The following is a 26,580-nucleotide window of genomic DNA, read 5'->3' on the forward strand; positions in this document are numbered from 1 at the left end:
TGCTCAGGCACTGGCCTGTCATTTTTCATCGGCACGGATTGCTCGTGACAGGCTTCAAAAGGAGCCTGCATGAAACCATCGGTGCCCGAACGTCTCGGTGAAGAGCTGACGCGTCACGACCTTCCCCTTGATGACATTGACGCGCTGGCCGCCCCGCTGGACCGACTGATTGCTCAGGGGCCACTGCCGCTTCCCGGCTCGGGCGAAACGCTCTTGCGATGGCGTGCGCTGTATCAGGTCGCCGGTCATGACCTGGCCCTGATCAAGCTCTTTGAGGGTCACGCGGACGCGCTGGCCATCATGGCTGAACTGGGCGTTACGCCTGATGCCCCTGATGATGCCCGCTGGGCCATGTGGGCCGCCGAGCCGCCACAGGCCAGAGTGCAGATCAGTGCACAGGTCAGCGGCAATGACGACCGAGTCACGCTCAACGGCACCAAGGCCTGGTGTTCAGGCGCCCCGATCATGAGCCACGGCCTGATGACCGTCTGGCAGGGCGATCAACAGCGCCTCGCCGCGGTGGTCATGGACCAGCCCGGCGTCACCGTCACCGATCGGGGCTGGCAGGCCGTGGGCATGCAGGCCAGCGCCAGCGTCGAGATCGACTTTCAAGAGGCACGTGCCGTTCTGATCGGACCGGTTAATGCTTATCTGGCCCGACCCGGCTTCTGGCAGGGCGGCGCCGGCATTGCCGCCTGCTGGCTGGGCGGCGCCCACGCACTGGCACAGACGCTCAAGGCCAGGGCCGCACACCACAGTGATGACCCGCTCTTGATGGCGCACCTTGGCCATGTCGATGCCGCCCTGCAGGCGGGTCTGGCCACCCTTCGCGACGCTGCCGAACGTATCGATGCTGCCCCGAACGAGGAGTGCCAGATATTGGCGCTGCGTACCCGCGCGGTCATCGAGCACAGCGTTGAGCAGATCATTGCCCACTGCGGACGGGCGCTGGGGGCCGGGCCCTTCTGTCGCGACCGGCGATTTGCCCGCATGATGGCCGATCTGCCCGTCTATCTTCGCCAGAGCCACGCCGAGCGCGATCTGGCCGCTCTGGGCCGGCTCTGCGTCGATGACGCACACGGATGGCCGTTATGAGCGCTGATAATCGTCGAATCGAGGGCGAAGGCACCCCGGAAGCCGACTGGCAGGCCCGGGGCAAGCTGGAGGCAATGCCCCTGATCTCCCATGAGATGCTGGTAGCACCGAGTCAGCACGCCGTGATCGTGGCGCCCCACCCCGATGATGAAACCCTGGGCTTTGCCGGGCTGATGCTTCAGCTCGCCGCCGCCGGCCACGCCCTGCAGATCGTTGCCGTGACCGACGGCACGGCAAGCCATGCTGGCTCTTCTCACTGGACGCCCGAGCACCTGGCTCGTCAGCGCCCCCGGGAGAGCCTTGAGGCACTGTCGCGTCTGGGGTGTCAGCAGCAGACCACGGTGATACGACTGGGACTGCCGGATACGCGCGTGGCCGAACATGAATCCACGCTGTGCGATCATCTCCTGACCGAGCTCACCCCGGCGCACGTGGTGCTGACCACCTGGCGCGGTGACGGCCACCCGGATCATGAAGCCACCGGACGTGCCTGCGTCCGCGCCTGTGGAATCACGGGCGCGCGGCTGATCGAGATACCGATCTGGACCTGGCACTGGGCCGCCCCGCAGGATTCTCGCGTGCCCTGGGGCCGGGCCCGTCGCCTGCCGCTGGACGAGACTCTGCTGGCCAAAAAACGGGCCGCCATCCAGGCCCATGAGAGTCAGCTGAGTGTGGACCCCGCCACCGGGAAGGCGCCGATCCTGCCCGATCATGTGCTGGCCCGCCTGACACGCCCTTATGAAGTGTTTTTCATCGACGAGCCGTCAGCGCCCGCCGGGAGAGCCTACCCATGACCCGTCTGGATGCTCAGGCCTTTGAACAGCTGCACGCCACGCATGATGATCCGTGGCACTACCACACCCGCTGGTATGAACGACGAAAGCGCGACCTGACGATGGCAATGCTGACTCGAGCACGCTATCGCCGTGCGTTTGAGCCCGGCTGCTCCATTGGTGTGCTCAGCGCTGCATTGGCCGGACGCTGTGATGCACTCGACATCCAGGATATCAGCCAAAGTGCCGTGACCCGCGCCCGTGAAACCCTCAAGAATCAGCCCCATGTCAGCATTACCTGCGGCGCCGTGCCCGAGCAGTGGCCGGAAGGCCGTTTTGATCTGATCGTGATCAGCGAGATGGGGTACTACCTGAATCGGGAAACCCTCAATGCGGTTTGCACGCGTCTCAACGCTGCCCTGAGCGAGGATGGTGAGCTGCTGGCCTGTCACTGGCGCCATCCCATTGATGGCAGCGACCTGGATGCCGAAAGCGTTCATCAGACGCTGGCAGAGCGCCTGAAAATCACCCGGTACGGTCATTACGAGGACAGCGACATCCTGATCGATCTCTGGCAGCGCACGCCCTCTGCCATCGCCTTGCGTCAGGAGGATCATCATGACGACAGCGCGTAACGCACCGGCACATATCGGCGTGGTAGTGCCCGCACATGATGAAGAGCAGCATCTGGACGCATGTCTTGAGTCGCTGACGCGAGCCGCGCGCCATGCGCGCCACCATGGGCATGAGGTCACGCTGGTGGTGGTGCTCGACAGCTGTCAGGACCGCTCAAACGCCATTGCCCGGGCATATGAGGTCACCCGGGTGAGCGTAAGCGCCCGCAATGTGGGTGTGGCCCGTCACGCCGGCGTTCGAGCGCTGCCGAAAGGGGTCGACTGGCTGGCCATGACCGATGCCGATACCTGTGTGCCTGAGACCTGGCTGACCGCTCTGTACGGCTTTGATACAGATGCAGTCTGTGGCGGAATCCATCTGACGCAGTGGCACGGGCTCGCGCCGGATCTGCGCGCGCGCTATCTGGCGCACCAGCGGCAAAACCTCGAGCGGCACTACGTTTACGGTGCCAACCTGGGGATCAGCATGGCGGCCTATCAAGCGCTGGGCGGCTTTCGCCCGCTGCGCTGTCACGAGGATGTGAATCTGATCGAGCGGCTTATGGCCTCGGGCGGCAGCGTGACCTGGGCGTCCACGTGTCGCGTCATGACCAGTGCCAGAGGCCAGGCCCGCGCCCCGGACGGACTGGGCGCGTTGCTGCACACGCTGGCACACCCCGTGCCCGCGCTAACCGACAGTCAAACGCCACTGCCGGGATAGGAAAGGCTCAATCCTCTTCAGACCGGACGCAGGTCAGCCGACGCCCCCCCCCGAGGCCGAAAGACGCCTGCGACGGCGCAGCCAGGCGAGCATCAAGGCCACGACCAGCGTGGCTTCGGCCAGATCTCCCCAGTAGTACATCCACATCGCTGCCTGATGCAGCTCTTCAGGATCGGCCCCCGTGCCGCGGGGAAAGTTGAACGCATACAGAAGCTTGCCAAGCGTTGCGTGCGCGGCCATGGCGACAAACAGTACCCCCATGCGCATGCGCCAGCCCGGTCGGTGTGGCGCCGGGTCGGGACCGGCAATCGCCCAGGTAAACAGCGTGCCCGAGACCACGAAGTGCAAATGCAGGAAGGTTGAAAGCCAGGGCGTGACCAGACTGTGCGCGTACAGCGGTGTCATATAAAGCAGATACATGCCGCCGATATCCAGAAGCGCCGCCGTGATGGGGTGCGTCAGCACACGCACCGGCCAGGTGCCGAGAAAGCGTACCAGTCCGCGAGCGCCTTCGGTTGGCAGGTTGCGCAGCAAAAGCGTCATGGGTGCGGCAAACACCAGCCCGAGTGGGGCAAACATGCCCAGCAACAGGTGTTGCACCATGTGCCATCGAACGTCCTGATGCGCGGCGTGCATGAGCGCGGGTACAAAGCCTGCGGCCAGCGTCATGCAGCCAAGGGTGAACAAAAGCGTTCGCCACCAGGGCCATGGCTTTTGTCGGTGCAAGCGCCTTGTGCCGGCCATGTAGGCCAGCCACAACAGCGCGATCAAAAGCAGTGCCACCATGGAGGTCGAGCCCATGGTCATGGCATCGTGTTGAGTGGCGTGAGCGGTCACGGCGATACCTGTTCGATCAATGCTGGCTCATCGCTTTCCCCTGACGGGCGCGTTTTAAAAGCGTCCAGCCGATGGCCAGCATGATCAGGCCGGCGCCGATCCAGGCAATGTCATATAGCCAGACATGCTCGACGTAGCGAACCTGGTGAAGTCCGAGAATCTTGTGATCGACGATCCCGTCAAAGGTCTGGAAACCGCCCATGCCCAGTAGAAAACCGGGGCCGCGGTAGCCGGGCGCCTGGGCGGCACGCCCATGAAGCTCGATCATCATGAAGGCCCCCACGATAAAGAGCACCAGCTCCATGGTATGCAAAAGCCCATCGGAGGCGAGCGCCAGTGCAGACGAGCCGGTATCGATGAAGTGGTGCCAGGCCAGCACCTGGTGAAAGATGATCTCATCGATGGCCGCCATGAAGCCGATGCCCAGCAATATGGCAGCGATCATGGTACGACGAACATCCGGTGCAGCGGGAGACGAAACAGCCATGGCGGGCTCCTGACAGGCTCTCACTTGAGCAATGGGTTATCTTTGCCTCAAGCCTGGTCCATGACAGCGGATTCGACATCATGCCCGGTTTAAAAAATTCACCCCTGCTGATGATCGGAGTCCTGTCATGCCCTCTCCCATAACGCGCTGGTGGCGCCCGGTGCTGCGCTGGACAGGACGCAGTATCGGTGCGTTTTTGATGATACTGGCTACCCTGTGGGGCGTGCTGGCTCTGTGGTATCAGCTACCAGGGCCTTCTGCCGTCGTGGTGGCGGTCATGACGGCATGGGGGCTTCTGGGGCTTGGCGCGGCGTCTGGAATGATGCAGGTGCCCATCGTGCGACGCCGAAGCGTGATGGTGACATGGCTGCTGGCCCTGGTAGCCCTGATGATCTGGTGGCAGAGCATCCCGCCCCGGGGCGATCGTGACTGGGCACCGGACGTCTCACGCTTGCCACAGGCCGTCATTGATGGCGACCAGGTCACGATCGACAACGTGCGCAACTTCGACTGGCAGACGCCGGAGCGCTATACCGAGCGCTGGGAGACGCGCACCTATCGTCTTTCCGAACTGGTCTCAACGGATCTGATCGTCTCATACTGGATGGGACCGGCCATCGCCCATACGCTGGTGAGCTTCGGCTTTCGCGACGGCCAGCAGCTGGTGTTCTCCGTCGAGATTCGCCGGCAGCGCGGTGAGTCCTTTTCCGCCGTCGGCGCCTTTTTCAAACAGTTTGAAATGGCGCTGATCGCCGCCGACGAACACGATATTGTGCGAACTCGCTCCAACGTGCGCGATGAAGACGTTTATCTCTATCGCGTGGCCCTGCCCGAAGACGACGCAAGAGCGCTCTTTCTGGCCTATCTCGATCAAGCCCGGGCGCTACGCGACACGCCAGCCTTCTACAACACCCTGACCAGTAACTGCACCACGCTGGTCTTTGACATGGTCAAACGCATCATCCCGGGCCTGCCCGTCGATTACCGCCTGCTGCTGTCGGGGTATCTGCCCGGCTATCTTCATGACCTCGGCGCGCTGGATACTTCTCGTACCCTTATCGAACTAAAGTCGCGTGGGCACATCAACTCCCGGGCACAGGCGGCCGATAAGGGGGAGCACGCTGATTCCGCTTTCTCCGACATGATTCGCGCGGGTATCCCCGCGCCCGATGGGCATCTCATGGGAGATAACGCGCCGGATGATCAGGGCCATTAGCGCCTGGAGCATTAAAGGCATGAAATGGACGGTCCATTGACCTGAGCTTGAAGCATGAAAAGACAATTTCATGCTAGGGCATGCGGGCGTTATCACATAACATGGATAAATAAATTAAAGAGGTATTTCATGAGGCCCACAGAGCTCAATGTCCGCTGTTTTCACTGTGGCAGCCGACGCATCATGATTAGATCCGGGCATATGCGTCCGGTCGAGGACCCCGTGCACTGCCGGGACTGCGACACCTATCTGGGCCGGCGAAGCGATCTGGCCTTTGAACGTCGACGCCTGATCGTTGGCGCCGCCAATGACCCCTTCGATGCTCAACCGGGGGCCGTGGCACTACATATTCCCGTGCCCCTGAAGGCCGTCAATGACGACGAGGCAGCGACAGACAGCCCTGCGATGACGGTCAGCGCCCAGGCCGACTAGATCGTCTCACGCCACCTGGCGGCCGGGGCAGTGCTCGGAGCCCGGCTTTCCTGACGGTCCCTGCCTTGTCAATGCTTCAGTGTCATCCAGGCGGGGAGCCATCCGCCGGGATGTTCCAGGGCCCGGGTTTACGGTAAGGTTACAGATTCTGACACGCCCACTCCCGGACGTTGCTTCCGCCCGCTCATGACACGTCTGCGCTGCTCATTACCTGCCTGGCTGGCGCTGGCCGCCATGCTGGTCATTTTTCTGGCCCCGGTGCTGTCACAGACACTGGCGCTGACCCATGAGCGTGAGTCCAGCAACGTCTCTTCCCGCTCGCATGATTCAGCGTCCGCGATGCATGCCGGGCATGTCATGGCCATGCAGAATGCTCATGACACGTTCAAGACCATTGCAGGGCATCATCAGCAAACCCATCCCGCCGGCCATATAGATCTTGCCCAGTGTGGCTATTGCTCACTGCTGGCCCACACACCACTGATCCTTGAGCCAGCCCTGATGCTGCCGCCCGGCCGTGCCGGGCCACATGACGCCCCGGTAATGGCTCGCCTGCAGGGCCATGCCCGCACCCCCTGGTTTCCCAACGCGCAGTCGCGCGCCCCACCCCGGTTTGTCTGAACCGTTTTCAAATCACGTTCTCGACGTATCGGTCTCTTGCTCCGCAGGCGCCGATCAGAATCACGCCATGGGATCAGACCCATGGTCATGACAGGTGATTTCATGACAGACCAGACTCCCTCAGCGTCCCGCGGTCAAAAGCCATGGGGCTGGGCCTTTATCGCTCGACTGCATTTTTACATCGGCCTGCTGGTCGGGCCGTTTCTGCTGATCGCCGCCCTTAGCGGCATCCTCTATGCCCTGACCCCTCAGGTCGAACACTGGCTTTACCACGAACAGTTTTATACCGACAGCGCCAGTGGCACCCCGCAGCCGCTGGCCGATCAGATTCGCGTTGCCCAGCAGGCACTGGGACGCGATGAGGCCCCCATGGCGGTACGCCCCGCGCCCGCGCCGGGTCAAACCACCCGGGTCATGTTCTCGGACCCGAGCGTGGGTCAGTGGGAAAATCTGGCGATCTTTGTCGACCCGGTCACCAATGAAGTGCGTGGCGCCCTGCCGGTCTATGGCACCAGCGGCATCTCGGCCTTTCGAATCGTCATCGACAAGTTTCACCGCAGCCTGCTGCTGGGTGAGCCGGGGCGCGTCTACAGTGAGCTGGCCGCGTCCTGGCTCTGGATCGTGGCGCTGGGCGGGCTGGCCCTCTGGTTCAAGCGACGACGCAGCGTCTCGCGCAGCGGCCAGGCAGATGCCGGCCAGCGTGCCAGCCGCTGGCATACCCGGCTCGGGCCGTGGGCTCTGATCGGCTTTGTGTTTTTCTCTGCCACCGGGCTGACCTGGTCCAAATATGCCGGGGGCAACATCGGTGAGCTGCGTCACATGTACGGCTGGCAGACGCCCACGGTCTCAACGAGCCTGGATGGCGTTACGCCCGCCGAACAGGGCCCACACGCCGAACATGCCGCTCATTCGAGCCACGACATGGCCATGATGGATCATGGCTTTGACCCGCGACTCTACGACCGGGTACTGACAGCCGCACGCGAGGAAGGACTCAAGGCCGGCAGGATCGAAATTATTCCCGCAGCCGGACCGGGCAATGCCTGGAAGGTACGCGAGATCGGTCGTGAATGGCCCACCGAGGTCGATGAAGCGGCCATCGACCCGACGACCCTGGCCGTGATCGACCGTACCCGCTTCGAAACCTTTCCGCTGGCCGCCAAACTGACCCGTTGGGGGGTGGACCTGCACATGGGCGTGCTGTTCGGATGGATCAATCAGCTGGTGCTGATAGTCTTTGCCAGCGCACTGGTCGTGATGCTGGTGCTGGGATATGCCATGTGGTGGCGCCGCCGTCCGACACGGGCCAGCGCTGCGATGACACCCGTCACACTGATCCAGGCGCTGCTCCGGGCACCCAGGCCAGCGGCGCTGGCCGTGGTCATTGCCGCCATTTTACTGGGGCTGGCCCTGCCGGTATTGGGTGTCAGTCTGATCCTGCTGGTCCTGATTGACGGCGTGGTCGCGCTGACCCAGCGGCGAAAACAGGCCTGGGCCATGAGCTGATCAGGCCTGGGGCAGTGCGCCGGTCGTGATGGTGGCAAGCACAGCATCGGCGCGCTGCGCCAGTCCCTGCCTGGCATGCAGCGCGCGGTCACGGGCCGCATCACTGCCAAGCCGACCGGCGTTGGCCTCCACGTTGAGCAGCACGCCGTGCAGTGCGGCATGAATCAATCTGGCGCCGGCAATGGCGTCGCTCATGAACTGCCGCTCGATATTGTCTCTGGCCTGATGGGCCAGGGCCAGCGCGGCATCACATAGATGGGCGGTCTTCAGGGGCACTTCGACGGCGGTATCGGCCGCCTCATGAATGGCTCGAGTGCGCCCGTCATCTTCCCTGTCGCGCCCCACCGCGGCCATGAATGCCTCAAATGCCGCCACATCCTCCTCGGCCAGCGGACTCAGACGCGTTTTGAGCGACTCTCCCTCCTCGATCAGCGCCTGACGCGAGGCGCTGGCATCGTGCTGCTGGCTCAGATTCAGCCCCTTGAGCACCAGTGCCAGCCCCAGATCGGCGCTGACCACGGCCGTGGCACCGCAGCCGGGCATAGGCTCTCGCGCTACGGCATCCCGAAAATCACTCAGTCGATGCTGCCAGAGGCTGTCGTCCTGCTGTGTCATGATAAAGGCACTCCCGGAGATGGCGCGCTCGCCCGGTCGGGCGAACCGCTTCAAGCATAGCGACCCTATCGACGAATCGCGCGCTGTTCACCGCGGCGACACCGTTGCATCATCAAGGTTTTCATTACCCGGGAGTCGCCGTGTCCGATCAGATTGCCATTACCGACCTCCCCTCTCTTGATGACCTTTTCGCCTCGCCGCTGTCCCAGCTGATCGAGGAGATGAAAGAGGGCGTGCTCCTGCTGGATCACGACGGAGCGCTGCGCTGGGCCAATCGGGCGGCGCTGGCGATGCATGACGTCGAGCGTGTCGATGCGCTGGGTGCCAGCATTGATGAGTATCGTCAGCGCTTTCAGGTGCGCTTGAAGACGCCACATGACTATCCGATACCGCCTGCCGTTCAGCTACTGGCGGGGATGCCCTTCGATAACGTCGTGTTTGAGATCATGTTGCCCGGTCAGACCGATCAGCTGCGGATGCATCGCTCGCGCGGCCGGGTCCTGAGTCTCGATTCGAGTACGCATGTGGCCGCCCTGATTGTCGAGGACATCACGGAGCTTGCCAGCGCCGAGGAGCGCTTTGAAAAGTCATTCAACATCAATCCGGCGCCGGCCCTGATCTGTCGACTCAACGATCAGCATTTCATTCGCGCCAATCAGGGCTTTCTGGACATGACCGGATTGAGCGAGAGGGACGTGCTGGGAAAGACCCTCCACGAACTGGATGTCTTTGCCGGCGCCGAGCAGCGGGAGCAGGCGCTTCGTCGACTCGAGGAAGGCCTGACGATCACGCCGATGGAAGCCGTCCTGCACTGCGAATCGACAGGAATAAGCCGGTGCGTGGTGGTTGCCGGCCAGCCGATCGAGGTCAATCACGAGACCTGCATGCTACTGACCTTTACCGACCTCGAACCAATCCGACGAGCCCAGAACGCCCTGCGGCGCAGCGAAGCCCAGTTTTCAACGCTGTTTCATCTGTCACCGGTGCCGACGGCACTGGCCGATCATCACACCCTGTCGCTGCTTGAGGTCAACGAGGCCTTTAACAGCGCACTGGGACATGACACCCGAGTAACTGCTACCGAATCGCTGACACAGTATGCGCCGCTACCGGCTGCCGTTCGTCGCCGCATTCTCTCGGCGCTGGCGTCCGGCGACACCATCAGCGGTCTTGAAAGCAACGTTATCGTGCCAGGCGGTGAGTATCTGACCTGGCTGATCTCGGCCACCATGGTGAGCGTTGACGAACAGGACCGGGTGCTGTTGACGCTGGTCGACATTACCGAGCGCAAGCGCAGTGAGGCAGAGCTTTTTGCCGCCATTGATACCGTCATGCAGGATGCGTCATGGTTCACGCGCACGCTGGTCGACAAGCTGGCCAGCGTACGCCATGCCCACCGGCCAGAACCGGTCATGACATCGACCATCAGCCTCAGCCAGCGCGAGCGCGATGTGCTGGTGCTGCTGTGTCAGGGGCGCTCGGACAAGCGCATCGCCACCGAGCTGTCACTGGCCCACAGCACGGTGCGCAATTACATTGCCTCGCTGTATCGCAAGCTGGGCGTTCACAGCCGCAGCGAGGCGATCATCATCGCCCGTCAACAGGGGCTGGATGTCGCCCCGGAAACAAAAAAGAGTTCATGACGCCCCGTGTGAGTAACGCAGCCGGTCCTGCAAATGCACCTGGGATATCCGTACATCTGCATCTATTTGGACCGGTGATAAAAGCGATATATTTTTAATGGCTTGAGGGGGTACCAGGACGGTACCCGGACAGAAGGACCTGACCGATGAAGGGATTCATATTCCTCATGTTCGGCGCCTGTTCGGGTGACCAGAGGTGTCCGCCAAAGGGAGACAGGACGCGGCAGGGATGCAGACCGCGTCGACCCGACAGAGCTCAGGGATGAGCGCCATGGCAGGACGTCATGGCTGTCAACGAGGACACTGTCGGGTCATCCCTCTAAATACCGTCGTCCATCCCGGTTGCAGACGAATCATCCCGCAAAACATGCTCAAGCGCGGCTTCAAGCATCTGGCGCGACTCAGGGCGCACGCAACGTGTCCGCTCCTGACCATCCCTTAAAAAGATCAGCGTCGGCCAGAGTTTGACCTGATAGCTTCGCCCCAGCCGTTTGCCCTTGCCATCCTCGACACGGACGTGGCGCACCCCGGGCGCCTGATCAATCACCTGTCTGATCAGCGGCTGTGCCGCCTGGCAATAGCCACACCATGGCGTCCCGAATTCCACCACGACCGCCCCCTGACTGACATCAAGCTCAAGACGCTCGGGGACAACGCTATCGGGCATGGTCATGAAGGCTCTCCTGTCTGAGCAGAGCCCTGGCTGCTGCAGGCTCCAATGCATTGATGTTCGTACCGAAAGCGACAGTATGGTTTCAAATGAGGCCGTCTCATTGGGCCCCGCGCATTTTCTTCACCAGTGTGACCGCGCCCAGAATCACCCCACCCAGCACCAGCCCGACCAGCATGTTGATCAGCGTTGGGGTGATCGGCTGCAAAATGACGCCTACACCGGGGATATCGCCCTCGGCCAGCGTCAACGCCTGTATGGCGTGATGCAGCACCGGTATGCCATGGGTCAGAATACCGCCGCCCACCATGAACATTGCCGCTGTCCCGGCGACGGATAAAAACTTCATCAGCCAGGGCGCCACCCAGAGAATGCCCCGCCCTATCTTCTGGACCATGGCGCTGCCGAGACGACTCAGATAAAGCCCCAGATCATCCAGCTTGACGATGGCGGCCACCAGCCCATAAACCCCCAGTGTCATGGCCACGGCAATGATCGACAGCACCACGGCCTGCTGCATGAAGGCCGCCTCGGCCACCGTTCCCAGGGTGATGGCAATGATTTCTGCCGACAAAATGAAATCGGTGCGAACGGCCCCCTTGATACGCTGCTTTTCGAACGCGGCCTGCTCCTCGGCAGAGCGCTCGGTCGGTGCAGCGTCCTTCTTTTTGGCATCGGGGTGGCGGTACTTATGCCAGGCGTGGGCCAGCTTTTCTACGCCCTCATAACTCAGATAGGCACCACCCAGCATGAGCAGCGGCGTTACCAGCCAGGGGGCAAAGGCACTGATCAAAAGCGCTGCCGGCACCAGCATCAGCTTGTTGAGCAGCGACCCCTTGCAGACCGCCCAGACAATCGGAAGCTCCCGGTCGGCGCGCACGCCGGTGACCTGCTGAGCATTCAGCGCCAGATCATCCCCCAGAACGCCCGTGGTTTTTTTGGCCGCCACCTTGGTCATGACAGACACGTCATCCATCAGGGCAGCAATATCATCAAGCAGGGTCAACAGGCTGGCAGCCACGGTACTTCCTCATTGGGATGGTCATGGCAAGCTTAGAGCATATGGGCGCGGGTCACCCGATCAAAAGAAAGTGATACATGTCATGGCACCATCCATTCACGTCCCTTGAGCATCATCTGCCAGTAGATGACCGGCATGACATGCGCCTTGAGCTGCCAGGCCAGTGCCGTGGCGCGCTGGCCATCGTTGAGCCAGTCCGGGAGGGTCGGCATGAGCTCGCCGCCATATCCGAATTCAGCCAGCACTACCCGACCACGCGAGACCGTCAGCGGACAGGCGCCATAGCCCTGATAACGCGCCGACAGGGACTCGCCCTGCAGATAGGCCACGACATTGTCGGCCACGATCGGGGCCTGCACCCGTACGGCCGCCGCCGTCTTGGCATTGGGGGTCGCGCTAACGTCACCGGCACCGAACACGGCAGGATAGCGCAGGTGCTGTAGCGTATTGGGGTGGAGATCAAGCCAGCCGGCATCGTTGGCAAGCAGGCTGTCACGAATCAGCGCCGGGGCGCGCTGCGGAGGCACGACATGAAGCATGTCAAAGGACTCGACATGTTCACGCTGCCCCCCATCAGCATCGTGAATCAGAAAGTGTGCCTGCTGACTGGGCCCATCCACAGCCATCAGCTGCTGATGAAATTCAAGGCCGATGCCATAGCGCTCGACCTGTTCCATTAGAGCCGGAATATAGGCCGGTACGCCAAACAGCGCGCCACCAGCATTGTGAAAGGACACATTGATACCTGCCAGCACCCCACGACGACGCCAGTGATCGCAGGCCAGATACATCGCCTTTTGTGGCGCGCCGGCACACTTGATCGGCATGGCCGGCTGGGTAAACAGTGCCCGCCCCTGGCGCAATTGTTGCACCAGCGACCAGGTATAGGGCGCCAGATCGAAGCGGTAATTGGATGTGACGCCATACTCTCCCAGCGTTCCAGCCAGTCCGTCGATGGCGTCCCAGTGAAGCTCAAGCCCCGGTACGACCACCAGCGCGCGATAGCCGAGCGTGCGGGCATCCTCCAGACGTACAAGGCATCGAGCCGGGTCGATACCTGCCGCCGGGCAGGGGTAATGTGCGACGCCCTCCGGCAAAACCTCCGCCATCGACCGCCTGGTCTGGTCTGCATCGAATACCCCACCGCCTACCAGCGTCCAGCCCGGCTGATAATAGTGCTCGGAGGCCGGGTCGATAAGCGCGATATCAAGGCGTGCATTGCGCTGGCGAAGCCCCTGGGCAATGGCAATGCCGGCAGCGCCGGCACCGATGATGACCACATCATGATGTAATTCTGGAGCCCCCGGGGCCTTGCCTGTCATGATCACTCCATGGCTGTGTCATACATGAGATATTGAAACAGGGTGTCAGAAGCGCTCACATGGCGCGCCCTGATCATGCCCCCTGCTTTCGCAGCATCAACATCTTTGCATGAATAATCTCTTATTAAAAATTGATCAATATATCGACAGGCTCAGGGCGCCTCATGCCGGCCATGAAGACGAGTTGAGCAAGGCCGGGAACTATCTGTCCTGAATCGGCTCGGCTGAACGCGAGGTGAGTGTGGTGCCCATCGAGGCGGCAATAATGGTGCCGATGGCCAGCCACTGCAGCACCGAGAGCTGCTGACCGAGAAACACCAGCCCTGATAGCGCGCCAAGGGCCGGTTCCAGGCTCATCAACGTGCCGAACATGTGGGTTGGCATGCGTGATAGTGCAAACATTTCAAGGGTATAGGGCAATGCCGTGGAGAGTAATCCCACGACAAGCCCTACGGACAGCACCACCGGTGAAAGAAGTGCAGTGCCCGCCTCCATCACACCGATCGGTACAATGGCGATCGCCGCAATGGTGATGCCCAGTGCCGCACTCTGGGTACCATTACCACTGCCGGCACGACGCCCGAACAAAATATAGAGCGCCCAGCAGACGCCAGCGCCCAGCGCACACAGCGCGCCGCGAAGATCGATACCGTGCTCAAGGCTTTTGTCCGGCCATAAAAGAATGGCAAGTCCCAGTACTGCCAGCGCCACCCAGGCCAGATCACGCGGCCGGCGCGAGGTAAATACGGCGACTGCCAACGGCCCGGTAAATTCAAGCGCCACGGCAATGCCCAGCGGGACGGTCACCAGCGCCTGATAAAGTAGAAAGTTCATCATTCCCATCGCCAGGCCGTAAACAGCGATCGCCTTCCATGCGCGGCGCGTCACCGGCTGACGCCATGGTCGAAAGACCATCAGCATCACGATGGCGGCCAGCGACAGACGAACGGAGGTGGCCCCGGAGGCACCTATCAAGGGAAAGAGCTGCTGGGCAAGAGAAGCGCCGCTCTGAATCGAGCTCATGGCGACCAGTAGCAGGGCCACCGGCAGCAGGCGTTGAACGGCAGACGGCATTAACATTCATCCCGAAAAGGTCATAAAAAGGCAGAATGCGGCAGTCGTTCACCGCATTGATCACGTCTCATGGTAACCGCCCTGAAACCTTAGAGGGGCGAAGGACGTCATCGAAGGCTCGAGTCCGTCGCCCCGAGCCATGCAGGCGTCGCCACCGGTCATGTTCAAACATCAGCGCTGAAGGCCCGGCGCCCCCAAAACGCTCAGCAGGGCGCGACCTCTTCGTGATAGATCTCAAAACCGCGCTTTTGATAGTTCTCCAGCGCCGCCGGATGATCCAGCGAACAGGTATGCAGCCACACTCGATCGGTGCCCGGCCAGCGCCAGGCCTGATCGATGGCATGACTCAAAAGCCCCGCGCCGAACCCCATACCGATAAACGTCTCCACCAGTCCGAAATAGAGAATCTCGACGTTGACGCCATCAGGGCGATACAGCTCGTAGTAGCCAGCCACGGCGCCGCGATAATAGGCCACGAAGGTGCGATGGGCGTCGCTTTCGACCATCGCACGCCACTCGTTCTGATCGCCCTCGAGCATTTCGCTCCACTGCCACTGCGTACCAACCAGCCGATAGAGAAAGCGGTTCAGTTCAAACTGGGGGATCTCACACTCGACCACGCCGAGCGTTTCGGGCATCGCCCGGGCGTGATGAGCCTTCGGGTCACGCATTTCAAGATACCAGATGATCTGTTCAGCCATGACAGGTGCCCTTTCTGGAAAATATCGGCTGGCATTCAACGCTGAAATTGACCGAATTGGCGATAAAACATTTCTCGTGGGCCCTCTCGTGCAGTTCGAGCGCGAGGGATTCGCTGCTGTCCGCGCTCAGAGTAATGTGCGGGCGCAGGGTCACCCTGGTAAATCGGCCGAGCGCGGCATCCATCTCGCCGTCGACATGATCATCGTAGGCCAGCACGACCACGCCCGCCTCGGCGCACAGATGCAGATACCAGAGCTTGTGACAGGCCGACAGCGAGCCGACCAACAGCTCCTCGGGGTTCCAGCGATCGGCATTGCCCAGAAAGGCCGGATCGGCAGACCCCTCAATGGGGGCCTTGCCGGGAGCGCTCAGCTGATGCTCACGCCCGTAGTCGCGATAGCCGGTCGTGCCGGTGTCCCGACAGCCCTGCCACTGCACCCTGACCTGATAGTGATGTTGCTGCCCTGCCATGTCATCGGCTCCGCGCTCATGAGTAAGGGCTTATCATCGCCATTTTGAGCGCTAGCGTCGATCATATCCGGGCGGCCCGGTCACAGTACCCACCACACTTCAGATGGCGGCTCACCATCATGATGAAAGTCAAACCGGTGACGGCACCCCCATGGATAAACGCACTACACTCACGACCGTCAACATCATTTTCAGGGACGCCCATGCTGGACAGAAAGATCCCCTTCCCGGCCTTTGCACTGCTTTTCATGGTCGCGGGTGCGACGGATGCGCTCATTTACCTGCACAGCCGTGATCTGCTGGCGGTCTACATGACCGGCAACAGTTCTCACATTGGGCGACATATCGGCGAGGGGGACTGGGCCGGCATCGCCCCGCTGGCGGCCATTATTGCGGCCTTTTTCGGTGCCACCACGCTGGGGGCCTGGATCGGGATGCGGGTCGGGCGCTGGCGGCCCACGGTCATTCTGGTCCTTGCCGCCCTGTCCATGAGCGTGGCCATGCCCTTTGCCCACGGCGAAGAATATCCCTTTATCACCGTGCTCTTCATTGCCTCCTCCATGGGCGTGCTCAACCAGGTCAGCGGCAACGAGTCAGGCGTCACCTTCCTCACCGGCATGATGATCAGAACCGGTCGGGCCTTTGCACAGGGCGATTTTCGGGCCGGACTGGACGGCCTGTTACGCTGGTGCGCCCTGGTCGCCGGCGCCGCGCTGGCCATTCCTCTCAACACCCATATGGGCGCCCGGGCCCTGCTGGTCATCGCTGCCATGCTGGCCCTTGGCGCCGTATTCACGCTGTGGAATGCGCTGGTAGGTCGCCATCGGGCCAGACACTCGACCTGAAGCCCATCGAACGATGTTCGCTCGTTTGTCGGCCTCAAGAGACGCGACCATTGCGCATCAGCAACATGGACCACACCGAACTAAAGTCAGAAGGTCCCCCATGGAGGGTACCGACATGACCTACGCCTACAAACCTGCCTCGCAGGATGCAATGGATGCCACCTCAGCCGCCGAGACCGAGCAAAGCTTTATCGTCTTTGATGAAGATACCCTCGAACGTGAAGGCATCTATGTCTCCGAACAGGAGGCCAAAAGCCACTGTGACATGCTTAACCGCCTTGAAACCGACAACCCCGCCCCGGGCGATGTGCATCCCGAACAGAAGATGTAAGGCCCAGCGCTGAACGGCGCTTTGACGATTGGCACTTCCCCGGAAATTGACGATCATCACCGGCAAATCCCTGCATCCATGGAGGACGGCAAACGTTCTCATTACACGCTCCAGTAACACTTATCCTCAAGGGCATGGGCACAGGCCTTGATCAGATACTGATGCAGAGCGGTGAGCTTTCCCAGGGATTAATTCTTCTTTCAAACGATGTTAATTGCTCAACATTTATGCGACATTTCTTATTCAAGGATGAGCCTCGCCACCATGGGGGCTCTGCACATGGACGTGCTTTTCAATTTCCCTCCTCATGACATGCAATCACCGCACCGGTTTCTGCCACACACTGCGCCCATGCAACCCTGGCTCGTTCGAGCTGCCGATGCAGTTCTCCGTTAATCGTCGGATAACTGGTGCTCAGGGCGCCGGCGTTGCGCCCTGATTAGCGATAAACATTGACGTCGGTGATGGCGGGGTGACTGCGCCACCGGATAACGATTCATCCTCGCACCTGCAGGGAACGGGGTGTGACCTCGCTGAGGTCAGTGCCTTTGTACGGTTGATTCCCGCGCCTGCGGGGAACGGTGGACTCAATTCATTCTGATATATACCGGCAGCGGTTTATCCCCGCGCCTGCGGGGAACGGTGCATCACATAGCTCCTGCATTAGTAGGGAAGCGGTTTATCCCCGCGCCTGCGGGGAACGGCTATCAGATAGACCATCGGAGAAGCAAATGAGCGGTTTATCCCCGCGCCTGCGGGGAACGGACCTGCCCAGCAAGGCAGCAGCGCGGCGTAATCGGTTTATCCCCGCGCCTGCGGGGAACGGGACTGGCCCTCGACCTCGATGACATGGATCGTCGGTTTATCCCCGCGCCTGCGGGGAACGGCCTGTAATGCGCCTTGATTGTATCTATGGCGACGGTTTATCCCCGCGCCTGCGGGGAACGGGGCGGCGGCGGTTCTACTGGTGGTTCCTCGGGCGGTTTATCCCCGCGCCTGCGGGGAACGGCCCATCATCATCGCTACCAGAGTGTCCTGCGGCGGTTTATCCCCGCGCCTGCGGGGAACGGCTGTAAAGCAAATCTCAATGCGGCTGTTCCATCGGTTTATCCCCGCGCCTGCGGGGAACGGAGCGCCCGTTTTTCCGGCCCGGAGTTTGCGCGCGGTTTATCCCCGCGCCTGCGGGGAACGGCTGAATGCCATTGATGGTGATCTCGCCACCGACGGTTTATCCCCGCGCCTGCGGGGAACGGATCGTCTGGCACTGTTCAGCTACCCGGGTGGCCGGTTTATCCCCGCGCCTGCGGGGAACGGCGAAGTGGGCTCTGGCCGGTGCTGATATCCGGCGGTTTATCCCCGCGCCTGCGGGGAACGGCAGGGGTTTCTGTACTCGCGGGGCGTTTGTGGCGGTTTATCCCCGCGCCTGCGGGGAACGGTCACACCGCTTATCAAGCGTGGCGGGCAAGGCCGGTTTATCCCCGCGCCTGCGGGGAACGGAGACCGTTGCGCACAACGACCCAGTGAGATTCCGGTTTATCCCCGCGCCTGCGGGGAACGGGTGCCTGACATGGAGCTGGTGCTGGGTGAAACCGGTTTATCCCCGCGCCTGCGGGGAACGGGGCAAGGCCGAGGCTGGCGGACATGAGCTGATCGGTTTATCCCCGCGCCTGCGGGGAACGGTTGTGCGTGGATCGTTTTCGTCGTTTATGTACCGGTTTATCCCCGCGCCTGCGGGGAACGGCGTGGGTCGACCTGAGTGAACACGAACGCAGCCGGTTTATCCCCGCGCCTGCGGGGAACGGCAAGGGTTAAATCCTTATAACGCCTTTTGTCGACGGTTTATCCCCGCGCCTGCGGGGAACGGCCGCGCACTTGAAGCGTGGCTGTCCACGAACGCGGTTTATCCCCGCGCCTGCGGGGAACGGAATATGCAGTTAAGAGATATGTATATTTCATACGGTTTATCCCCGCGCCTGCGGGGAACGGCCCAGGATGACCGAGGTGTTCGGGCCCTACTACGGTTTATCCCCGCGCCTGCGGGGAACGGCGCCAGTGTATGGCTCAGAGCCAGACTGGAAGCGGTTTATCCCCGCGCCTGCGGGGAACGGATCGCCCAGAGACTTGAGCTTTGAGGTTTTCTCGGTTTATCCCCGCGCCTGCGGGGAACGGATGTGGTTCAAGCCACTGCGGGCCAGCGAGGACGGTTTATCCCCGCGCCTGCGGGGAACGGCCTACGTTGCCAGCCACCGGGAAGTTGGCGACCGGTTTATCCCCGCGCCTGCGGGGAACGGTGATCATCAACAAATCCTGCACTTCGCCACGCCGGTTTATCCCCGCGCCTGCGGGGAACGGCGCGCTGTCCGCGCTGGGGAAGAACCACCAGACGGTTTATCCCCGCGCCTGCGGGGAACGGATCGGTACGCCCAGCCAATTCAGAAGGGCCGACGGTTTATCCCCGCGCCTGCGGGGAACGGACCGGGTCGGCGTTCTGTGCGCCGGTCCAAGTCGGTTTATCCCCGCGCCTGCGGGGAACGGGCTTTGCAACACAGCAGTAGAAATATGGTATACGGTTTATCCCCGCGCCTGCGGGGAACGGCGAACGGCAGCCGAGAACAACTATCAGGCAGCCGGTTTATCCCCGCGCCTGCGGGGAACGGGGTGGTGTTGCATGCCGGTGTTATTCGGCAGCCGGTTTATCCCCGCGCCTGCGGGGAACGGCGAAGCGCTGGCAAACGCCATTGACTCAATGCCGGTTTATCCCCGCGCCTGCGGGGAACGGGCATCAAGTTGCTGAAGCGCCCAATCGGTGGCCGGTTTATCCCCGCGCCTGCGGGGAACGGGGAAACTGGGATTCTGTCAACTACAAAAACCGCGGTTTATCCCCGCGCCTGCGGGGAACGGGCCGGCACAGCCGGGATCGCCTATCAGGGCACGCGGTTTATCCCCGCGCCTGCGGGGAACGGACTAATTGTAGTCGTCTGTTTTCAATAACAAAAATCGCCAGCAGAAAATCCACCGGCGATTTTGATCATTTTTTGCACAACGCTTTTTTATTAAAGAGCTTTGAAAACAGCTACTTATCCATAGGCGGCAAAAAGCGCACCAGACGCAGTCCGTCATGGTCGATGGGGATACGACGGTTGTCGCCAAAGGTCTGAAACTCGAAGCCGGATTCATGGTTGCTGGCCCAGGCCATGGCAACATTGCCGCCCTCCTCGGCCAGCACCTCGATCTGTTCCCAGATCATTTCGCGAATCCGCTTGCTGACATCGCCCACATAGACACCGGCGCGAATTTCCAGCAGCCAGATCGCCAGCCGGCCACGCAACCGTGGGGGGACGGCTTCTGTTACCACCACCAGCATCGCCATGTCATCGACTCCTGTGGCCGCTATCGCCGATCGATTCAGGCTCGGGGATGGCGGGCGGCACGGCATCGGCCGGGGGTGGCGGTGGTTCGATTTCGCCCGCTGCCAGCACCTCTTCGATCATGGGAATGATGCGCTGGAGTAGCCGGGTCTGCTTGAAGGCATCGCGGCAGGCGATGCGCACTTCGCGTTCCGGCATGGAAGGGTTTTTGGCGGCGATGCGAAACGCTGCCGGGACCACGGTTTCAAATTTGACGATATCGGCCATGTCGTAGACGAAACTCAGCGGCTTGCCGGTATGCAGAAAGCCGATGGCCGGCGCGTAGCCCGCAGCCAGAATCGCCGCTTCAGTAATCCCGTACAGGCATGCCGTGGCGGCTGACAGACACTGGTTGGCCACGTCCGAGGCGTCCCACTGCTTCGGGTCGTAGCGCCGCCCCTGCCATTTCAGGCCGTGCTGTTTGGCGAGCATCTGGTAGGTCTTGCGCACTCGGGCACCTTCGATGCCGCGTAGCTGATCGACGCTGCGCCGGGAAGGCGGTTCTTCGCCAAAGCGCAGCTCAAACATCTTGCGTACGACCTTGAGGCGCAGGCTTTCATCCAGTGCCAGCTGCGCCTGATAGAGCAGTTTATCCGAGCGCGCCCCACCCGGCTGCCCGGCGCTGTAGAGCCTCACCCCGGCATCACCCACCCAGATCAAAAGCGTTCCCACCGTGGCGGCCAGCCTGACCGCCGCGTGAGAAACCCGCGTACCGGGTTCGAGCAGCAGGCAGGCCACCGAGCCCACGGGGATATGCATGCGCTCGCCGTTGACTTCGTCGACGACCACGAAAGCGCCGTCGCGCACATCAATCTGGCCCATGCCGACGAAGATCATCGACATGCGGTCCTTGAGCGGAATGGGCTTGAGGGGAATGAAGCTCATCGATCACTCCGGTACGCGGCGCAGCAGCAGCATGCCGCAGCCAAACGCCCTGGCACGGCCAATGCCGTATTGCAGGACCTGGCCGAGGCGCTCAGGATCAACCACCTCCAGCAGGCCTTCGTAATCCACGCTGGAATAGCGAATGGGCTGGCCGCCCTCTTTTTTGCTCAGCGCGTGCTGGCGATAGGCGCCCACCTCCGGCGCGACAGGTAGCGTGAAGCCACAATCTTTAGCGCGGCTGTCGAGCCAGTGGCGCGCCGCCGCGTCCATCGCCTCGACGCAGGTCTGGCTTGTGCGCTCCCCTTTGGGAAAGGGATAGCGCGCATCCATCAGTACATCGGCACGCTGAGAGCGGCGGCCCGTCCCTGCGGGTTTGGCAACGGTCGGGTTGGCGCGCAAACGAAAGGCCAGCCGTTCGCCACTGGCAAGCCGAGGGGCAAACGGCTTGCACTGTATCTCAAAGCCTTCCATGGGCTCGGGCGGGCGATCGGACCCTACGTAGAAGCGGGGTAGCCCGGCGCTTTTGCCATTGGCGTCTTCTTCCATTTCCTGACGGAAGATGAACGGCCGCTTGCCGCTGGGCACGCCGGGAAACAGCCGCCAGAGCAGTTGGTGAGCGGTATAGGCACCGCCTTCCAGCACGTCGAACAGTTCGGCGCGGGTGAGGGTGTTAAGATCCAGCCGGACGCTTGAAAGATACATTAGCGCTCTCCTTTCACTGTCTCGGTGCGCCGGTGTTCCAGGCGAGGGCCGAACTGCCAGCGACGCCGGTGCAGCGGCTCGTCCCAGACCTCACTGGACTCGAAGGCTTCAGCACCGCCATCAAGTGCGTCGGCATCGCCTTCCCAGGCGTACAGTATTTCGTCGGGCAGGCGCAGCAGGTGCGTATCCTTCTTCTCATTGCCCACCAGCGCCAGCCAGGTGCGCTCCGGGTCCAGCGCGCTTTCAAAACGGTGATCCAGCGCCTGACGCCAATGATCGGCCTCGACCACGGTCGGCACCAGTGGCGCGGCCAGTGGGCACGCCTTACGGCCGAGATAGAGCGGAAAGCGGGGTCTTTCCAGCGCGCTCTTGAGTTCCTCCAGTGACCAGGCGGCGTTCACGGTGAGGCGCACCGCCACGCTCCACAGACCGTCGCAGCGATAGTCTCTTGACGAGAGAATGGTGTTAAGCGCCTCTTTGGGCACCGACAGCTCCTCGCGGCGGGTGCGGTGGGTTACCTTCGACTGTGACGACGGCACCTGCACGGTGTGATAGTCACGCAGCAAAAGCCCCGGCGAGCGCTGTTTGACCGCGACCTGCAGCCCCTCGCGCAGACAGTGCTGGCCGCCATCATTGTCGCGTTTGATGCCAAGCGCCGCCCCGATCAGCCCCAGAATGGCGCTACGGCCCGGGTAGGTGGCCGTCGGCCGCGTTTCGCCCACGGCGGCCTCGCCCCAGCTCGCCATGGGCGCATAAAGACGAAAAACCAGATGGTGTGGCATATCGCCTCCGCTTAGTCGACGCCCTTGAGAAAGGTCAGCAGCTGCTCAAGGTTGCCCCATGGAACATCACCCTTGAGGGCCGTCTTTTCATACTCCGGCGTGGCCGAAAGGATGAAACGCCGGTCCGCGCCGGGGCCGTAGGCATCATCGAAGGCCTGAGCCTGGGTTTCCAGCTTTTTGATCGCCTCGACGCCATGGCCCTCGCCCATGACCGGCTGCAGGAAAGAGGCCGACAGCGAGCGCGGCTGCTGATCGCCCTTCTCGGCCAGTACGTAGCTGGCATGGGCACGCGAACCGAAGCTGTTCTGCTTGCCCTTTGGCGAGATTCTGATGGCGGACTCCACCAGCGCGGCAATGGCACGGTCGGCCAGTTCCACCTTGCCCTGCAGGTTGTCGATGAGCAGATCGCGGTCGATGCAGATATAGAGATAGAACAGCCCGGCGGCGAAGCCTGCTTCGCCTATGTGTGCCGCGCCACGATCCTCGTCACCGCTGTTGAGATCATCGACCGCGGTGAAGTAGTCGTCCTCGACCTCGGCGGCATGGACGGTGATGGCATGGGCCACCTGGCAGGCGGCTTCGACGTTGTAGCTCGGCGCGGCAGCGAGCATGCGCCCGAACAGCGCCACATCGACCGCGGTGGGCCGCCGGGCCAACAAATGCTTGAGTTCATCCTCGGTCGGCTCGCGCTTCTCCGTAACCAGCGTATCGGCCAGAGCTTCGAGCGCAGTCAACTCCTCCGGGCCGACGTGGACCAGCTGCTCGATCTCATACTCGTGCTTTTCGCCCTTCTCTACCTTGCGCAGCTTGCCGAAAACCCCGGCGATCTTCTCCGCGCTGTTACCGGCGACCTTCGGGTCGGCGCCGGCGTTTGTCATGCGGTCATATATCTGCTTGCCCAGGCGTTTGGTGCGCGTGCCCCTGTGACCGTCGACCGCCGACTCGAACAGCTCGGAGGTGCGCCAGTGGCGTTTGAGGCTTTGCGAAGAGACGCGCAGCCGCCGGGCGCCGCCCATGAACGCCGTCTTGGGACGGCCCAGGTCGTCGCGGTTGAGATTGGAAGGCGGGTAGGAGGTCAACAGATGAAGCTGAATAAAGTGGCTCATGATGGGTTCCCTGAATAAAAAATGTGGCGAATGCCGAAAACTGGCTGTTGATAAGTGATGATCGCCCTTCAGTCGCCCACGCCCGGTTTCAGTGCGCGAGCCTGGAAGTAGGCATCACTCATGACGAAGGCGAAGCGCCGGGTGGCCCTGGCGTTGTACTGGCCGCGCTGCTCGCGATCCCATAGCGCGACCATATCGGCCAGGCGAACCACGCTGACGCCGGCGTTATCCGCCAGTTTGAGCGCGCGGCGAAAGCGCCGAATCAGCTCCTGCGAGGTATGGCAGTCGAGCAGCTGCTGAAAGCGCAGATCACTCATGCGCGGGGTATCGCCGGTATCGGGTCGCTTCTCGCCCAGCCGTTTGCCCAGCGGGGCATCGAACGTCTCAGCGCGCAGCTCGCTCGCGACGGCAGCGATGGCCGCCCAGGTCTCGATGCGGTGTTCACGTTGTTTCCTGGGGTCGTCGGCTGGCGCCTCCTGCCATGCCCGCGATTCAAGCGCCGACCAGAGATGGCGAAAGGCCTCGGTCAGAAGTACAGACTCGATGGTGTCGCAGCGGCGCAGCGCGGCACGCACGCCACGCGGGTAAGGCCGCTGCCTGGTGTGACGCTTGAGTTCCTGTTCATTCAGGACCAACCGCCGCCACCACAGGCGCAACTCAAATGCCTCTCGCTTATCAAGGGCATATAGATAGCGCTCTACCGAGGCTGCGGTCTCATCTGCCACTTCCTGCGCCGCGTGTTGTTCTGCTTCGCTCATGCCGGGCTCTCCTCCCGATGATCTTCAGAGGCCGGCGTTTTCAACTTGAAACCGCCCGCCTCGGCAAACGCCTGCATCGTCTTGCCGACCTTCTTGCCGCTGCCGTTCAGATACGTCAGCAGATAGCGTCGCGCGCCGGTAATGCGCTCCAGCTGCTGCATCTTCATGCCTTCCAGCGGGCCGCTGATCGCCTGAGCGTCAAACAGCGCCAGCGCTTCACGCTTGAGCGCCCCATACCACTGGCGGTGAATCTCGGGTGACAGCGTGGGGGCCTCTTCGTCTTCGCGCAGCACCCCGCCTATCTCGCGCAGCGCGGTAAAAAATGCCGGCTGGGTCGCCTCAAAAAACTGGGCGTCGATCTGGCTCATGTCGCCTTTGGCATCCTCCGGACGCTTGAACCAGGCACGCTTGAGCTGGTTGCGCAGCGTCCAACTGATCTCCGATGCCAGATCAACGAAGCGTTTGACCCAGCCGCGCAGCGTCTCCTGATGCGCCTTGGGTACACCCACCAGCGGCATCTCCACGCTGTACCAGCCGCGCGGCTTCATGTTGTCCATGTCATAGCCGAACACCCAGAGCCGGGCATGCCTGTACAGCGCGTCAAACGCTTCTCCATCGTCGCGCGCCGCCTTTACCTGGCGATACTTTTGCAGGTGGTGAGTGACCACCCGAGCGGGCAGCGCGCCGCTGATGGCTTCATCTTCAAGCACCAGCCCCGGCCAGTGGCGATAGCCCAGCCCACCAGGCTGGCCCTTGCTGGAAAGCGGCAGTTCCTCGAGCTTTTTGGGGTTGAGGCGGCGATAGGGAGTGAGCGGGTGCCGCCAGGGGCCGTCATAGTTGGCCCCCTGCTTTTTTGCGCGCAGATGGCGCACCGGGCGGTCCGCCTCGCGGCCGCAGAGATCGCAGCACCCCGGCGTCTCATCGAACAGCAGCCGATAGCGCCGGGGCATCGACCAGAAGGCATGGAGCGGATGGACCTGCTCGGGCAGCACTTCGGTGCCCTTTTTGTCGCTGATTCGGGTATCACCCATCCAGAAGAACAGATCACGATCCTCAACCCCAGGGGCGCGCCAGGCCTGCCCCGGCTGGCCGACGGCATCAGCCGGCATCACGTTGGGCCAGAGCCGCGCCCATAGCGGTTGGCTCTCGTCTTCCGGCAAAATCAGCGTGGTCAGTGGCCCGCCGCCGCGCAGGCCCACGCGAATACCGGCGCCCCCGGCCGGGGCGTTGATCTGCATGGTATAGAGCGCCAGCGCCGCGCACTCGGGGCACGCCGTGTCAACCCGGCCACGCTTGACGAAGAAATCGGTATTGTTCTTGATGCCGTTGGCACCGGGGGAGTCAATCAAAAGGCCCGCAACCGGGGCGTCCTTGACGTCGTCCAGCGGGTCCAGGTCCTGCATGAAGCGTGGGCCGTCGCCGTCGAGTTCAAAGGCCGAGGCAAAGGGGGCCAGAAGCTCATCGAGTTCGGCCACGCCGGGCGGTGTCTGGTAGCGGTCCAGCCACGCGTCGGTATTTTTTGGCGTCATGGCCGTCTGCAGCAGCGCGATCAAAAACTGCCAGGCGGCGCCCTGAAAGTCGGCGCGGGGAAGTGCCAGGTCGAGTACGTCAGGGTCAGCAAGCGCCGAGGGTGGCCGATAGTCGATCCGGCCATCGCGATGCCGAAAGGGCAACCAGTTCGATGTCAGAAGGTTCAGCTTCATTTATTTCCCTTTTTCGAAAAAAATATTCTGAACAGCTGCACGCATGCGCCACCCGCAAATTTCAAGAATATTCCTGTCCAATCCCACTGACCGACTTCCCAGAAAAGATCTTGAACCCAGTTACGCATTGGCATGCCCTCAAGCTGAATATGCCAATTAGCTTAAAAGCAGCACCAAATAAAAACAAGTCATATGTAAACATGACAATTAAAGCGGTTTGTTGGTCATGATGTTATGATTA

General features: G+C 61.9%; 28 protein-coding genes and 1 CRISPR repeat array. Of the genes, 11 read left to right on the forward strand and 17 right to left on the reverse strand.

All coding sequences use genetic code 11. The annotated features are described in order from the left end of the window. Positions 1 to 69 precede the first annotated feature (69 nt). Genes B9H00_RS06360 through B9H00_RS06375 form a run of 4 tightly spaced genes read left to right on the forward strand, consistent with a single transcriptional unit; the run spans position 70 to position 3,203 of the window. Positions 70 to 1,095, forward strand: a complete 1,026-nt coding sequence (locus tag B9H00_RS06360) for an acyl-CoA dehydrogenase family protein (RefSeq protein ID WP_086899946.1) — start codon at positions 70 to 72, stop codon at positions 1,093 to 1,095. Then, positions 1,092 to 1,889 (forward strand): PIG-L deacetylase family protein, encoded by a 798-nt coding sequence (locus B9H00_RS06365; RefSeq protein ID WP_086899947.1) that lies wholly within the window; start codon positions 1,092 to 1,094, stop codon positions 1,887 to 1,889. The genes B9H00_RS06360 and B9H00_RS06365 overlap by 4 nt, the downstream gene beginning before the upstream one ends. Beyond that, positions 1,886 to 2,503, forward strand: coding sequence for an SAM-dependent methyltransferase (locus B9H00_RS06370; RefSeq protein ID WP_086899948.1), 618 nt, complete (start codon positions 1,886 to 1,888; stop codon positions 2,501 to 2,503). The genes B9H00_RS06365 and B9H00_RS06370 overlap by 4 nt, the downstream gene beginning before the upstream one ends. Beyond that, entirely contained in the window at positions 2,487 to 3,203 is a 717-nt protein-coding gene (locus B9H00_RS06375) for a glycosyltransferase (protein ID WP_086899949.1), read from the forward strand. Before B9H00_RS06370 ends, B9H00_RS06375 begins: the two co-directional genes overlap by 17 nt. Positions 3,204 to 3,236: 33 nt before the next feature. On the opposite strand, the gene B9H00_RS06380 is transcribed toward B9H00_RS06375, so the two are convergent. Further along, the gene (locus tag B9H00_RS06380) at positions 3,237 to 4,040 is read right to left on the reverse strand and encodes a cytochrome c oxidase assembly protein (protein WP_236944373.1); all 804 of its coding nucleotides are present in this window, start codon (positions 4,038 to 4,040) and stop codon (positions 3,237 to 3,239) included. A gap of 16 nt (positions 4,041 to 4,056) precedes the next feature. Next, a complete protein-coding gene (locus B9H00_RS06385) occupies positions 4,057 to 4,527 on the reverse strand; it encodes a DUF2243 domain-containing protein (RefSeq protein ID WP_086899951.1) in 471 nt (156 codons plus the stop codon). Positions 4,528 to 4,654: 127 nt separating this feature from the next. On the opposite strand from B9H00_RS06385, the gene B9H00_RS06390 reads away from it, so the two are divergent. From B9H00_RS06390 to B9H00_RS06405, 4 genes are all read left to right on the forward strand, one after another. Beyond that, positions 4,655 to 5,743, forward strand: a complete 1,089-nt coding sequence (locus tag B9H00_RS06390) for an Lnb N-terminal periplasmic domain-containing protein (protein ID WP_086899952.1) — start codon at positions 4,655 to 4,657, stop codon at positions 5,741 to 5,743. Between the two features lie 129 nt (positions 5,744 to 5,872). Next, positions 5,873 to 6,175, forward strand: coding sequence for a hypothetical protein (locus B9H00_RS06395; RefSeq protein ID WP_147376580.1), 303 nt, complete (start codon positions 5,873 to 5,875; stop codon positions 6,173 to 6,175). Positions 6,176 to 6,361: 186 nt separating this feature from the next. Then, positions 6,362 to 6,796, forward strand: coding sequence for a DUF2946 domain-containing protein (locus B9H00_RS06400; protein WP_086899954.1), 435 nt, complete (start codon positions 6,362 to 6,364; stop codon positions 6,794 to 6,796). Between the two features lie 102 nt (positions 6,797 to 6,898). After that, a complete protein-coding gene (locus B9H00_RS06405) occupies positions 6,899 to 8,302 on the forward strand; it encodes a PepSY-associated TM helix domain-containing protein (protein WP_086901740.1) in 1,404 nt (467 codons plus the stop codon). Here the strand turns inward: B9H00_RS06405 and B9H00_RS06410 are convergent, their stop codons facing one another. Further along, positions 8,303 to 8,917: a cyclodeaminase/cyclohydrolase family protein gene (locus B9H00_RS06410; protein WP_086899955.1), complete on the reverse strand. Its 615-nt coding sequence runs from the start codon at positions 8,915 to 8,917 to the stop codon at positions 8,303 to 8,305. A gap of 140 nt (positions 8,918 to 9,057) precedes the next feature. Between B9H00_RS06410 and B9H00_RS06415 the strand changes: the two genes are divergently transcribed. Further along, a complete protein-coding gene (locus B9H00_RS06415) occupies positions 9,058 to 10,560 on the forward strand; it encodes a helix-turn-helix transcriptional regulator (RefSeq protein ID WP_086899956.1) in 1,503 nt (500 codons plus the stop codon). A gap of 319 nt (positions 10,561 to 10,879) precedes the next feature. On the opposite strand, the gene B9H00_RS06420 is transcribed toward B9H00_RS06415, so the two are convergent. The 6 genes from B9H00_RS06420 to B9H00_RS06445 form a co-directional block, all read right to left on the reverse strand. Continuing rightward, positions 10,880 to 11,233 carry a thioredoxin family protein gene (locus tag B9H00_RS06420; protein WP_086899957.1) on the reverse strand — a complete coding sequence of 118 codons (354 nt, stop codon included), beginning with the start codon at positions 11,231 to 11,233 and terminating at the stop codon, positions 10,880 to 10,882. Positions 11,234 to 11,330: 97 nt separating this feature from the next. Next, positions 11,331 to 12,206: a DUF808 domain-containing protein gene (locus tag B9H00_RS06425; protein WP_211329657.1), complete on the reverse strand. Its 876-nt coding sequence runs from the start codon at positions 12,204 to 12,206 to the stop codon at positions 11,331 to 11,333. Between the two features lie 125 nt (positions 12,207 to 12,331). Then, on the reverse strand, positions 12,332 to 13,573 hold the full coding sequence (locus B9H00_RS06430; protein WP_086899959.1) for an NAD(P)/FAD-dependent oxidoreductase: 1,242 nt from the start codon (positions 13,571 to 13,573) through the stop codon (positions 12,332 to 12,334). A gap of 201 nt (positions 13,574 to 13,774) precedes the next feature. Next, positions 13,775 to 14,647 (reverse strand): threonine/homoserine exporter RhtA, encoded by an 873-nt coding sequence (gene rhtA, locus B9H00_RS06435; protein ID WP_236944374.1) that lies wholly within the window; start codon positions 14,645 to 14,647, stop codon positions 13,775 to 13,777. A gap of 203 nt (positions 14,648 to 14,850) precedes the next feature. Further along, positions 14,851 to 15,348 (reverse strand): GNAT family N-acetyltransferase, encoded by a 498-nt coding sequence (locus tag B9H00_RS06440; protein ID WP_086899961.1) that lies wholly within the window; start codon positions 15,346 to 15,348, stop codon positions 14,851 to 14,853. Further along, complete coding sequence (locus B9H00_RS06445; RefSeq protein WP_086899962.1) at positions 15,341 to 15,820, reverse strand: OsmC family protein; 480 nt, start codon at positions 15,818 to 15,820, stop codon at positions 15,341 to 15,343. Before B9H00_RS06445 ends, B9H00_RS06440 begins: the two co-directional genes overlap by 8 nt. 203 nt (positions 15,821 to 16,023) lie before the next feature. On the opposite strand from B9H00_RS06445, the gene B9H00_RS06450 reads away from it, so the two are divergent. Further along, positions 16,024 to 16,665, forward strand: a complete 642-nt coding sequence (locus tag B9H00_RS06450; RefSeq protein WP_157663193.1) for a YoaK family protein — start codon at positions 16,024 to 16,026, stop codon at positions 16,663 to 16,665. A 115-nt stretch (positions 16,666 to 16,780) separates the two neighbouring features. Then, entirely contained in the window at positions 16,781 to 16,996 is a 216-nt protein-coding gene (locus B9H00_RS06455) for a hypothetical protein (protein ID WP_169713427.1), read from the forward strand. A gap of 292 nt (positions 16,997 to 17,288) precedes the next feature. Here the strand turns inward: B9H00_RS06455 and lysC are convergent, their stop codons facing one another. The 8 genes from lysC to casA form a co-directional block, all read right to left on the reverse strand. After that, positions 17,289 to 17,414 (reverse strand): Rz1-like lysis system protein LysC, encoded by a 126-nt coding sequence (gene lysC, locus B9H00_RS17195; protein ID WP_218919320.1) that lies wholly within the window; start codon positions 17,412 to 17,414, stop codon positions 17,289 to 17,291. Between the two features lie 74 nt (positions 17,415 to 17,488). After that, positions 17,489 to 19,959: direct repeats of the CRISPR family, unit length 29 nt; unit sequence CGGTTTATCCCCGCGCCTGCGGGGAACGG. Between the two features lie 110 nt (positions 19,960 to 20,069). Then, positions 20,070 to 20,366, reverse strand: a complete 297-nt coding sequence (cas2e, locus tag B9H00_RS06460; protein WP_086899965.1) for a type I-E CRISPR-associated endoribonuclease Cas2e — start codon at positions 20,364 to 20,366, stop codon at positions 20,070 to 20,072. Position 20,367: 1 nt separating this feature from the next. Further along, positions 20,368 to 21,288, reverse strand: a complete 921-nt coding sequence (gene cas1e, locus B9H00_RS06465; protein ID WP_086899966.1) for a type I-E CRISPR-associated endonuclease Cas1e — start codon at positions 21,286 to 21,288, stop codon at positions 20,368 to 20,370. Between the two features lie 3 nt (positions 21,289 to 21,291). Continuing rightward, positions 21,292 to 21,990 carry a type I-E CRISPR-associated protein Cas6/Cse3/CasE gene (cas6e, locus tag B9H00_RS06470; RefSeq protein ID WP_086899967.1) on the reverse strand — a complete coding sequence of 233 codons (699 nt, stop codon included), beginning with the start codon at positions 21,988 to 21,990 and terminating at the stop codon, positions 21,292 to 21,294. Beyond that, positions 21,990 to 22,772, reverse strand: a complete 783-nt coding sequence (cas5e, locus tag B9H00_RS06475) for a type I-E CRISPR-associated protein Cas5/CasD (RefSeq protein WP_086899968.1) — start codon at positions 22,770 to 22,772, stop codon at positions 21,990 to 21,992. The genes cas6e and cas5e overlap by 1 nt, the downstream gene beginning before the upstream one ends. A gap of 11 nt (positions 22,773 to 22,783) precedes the next feature. Continuing rightward, positions 22,784 to 23,878: a type I-E CRISPR-associated protein Cas7/Cse4/CasC gene (cas7e, locus tag B9H00_RS06480; protein WP_086899969.1), complete on the reverse strand. Its 1,095-nt coding sequence runs from the start codon at positions 23,876 to 23,878 to the stop codon at positions 22,784 to 22,786. Positions 23,879 to 23,946: 68 nt separating this feature from the next. Next, entirely contained in the window at positions 23,947 to 24,636 is a 690-nt protein-coding gene (gene casB / locus B9H00_RS06485; RefSeq protein ID WP_086899970.1) for a type I-E CRISPR-associated protein Cse2/CasB, read from the reverse strand. Next, positions 24,633 to 26,339 (reverse strand): type I-E CRISPR-associated protein Cse1/CasA, encoded by a 1,707-nt coding sequence (casA, locus tag B9H00_RS06490; protein WP_211329643.1) that lies wholly within the window; start codon positions 26,337 to 26,339, stop codon positions 24,633 to 24,635. The genes casB and casA overlap by 4 nt, the downstream gene beginning before the upstream one ends. Positions 26,340 to 26,580 lie beyond the last annotated feature (241 nt).

Source organism: Kushneria marisflavi, from assembly GCF_002157205.1.
GTDB classification, from domain to species: Bacteria; Pseudomonadota; Gammaproteobacteria; order Pseudomonadales; family Halomonadaceae; genus Kushneria; species Kushneria marisflavi.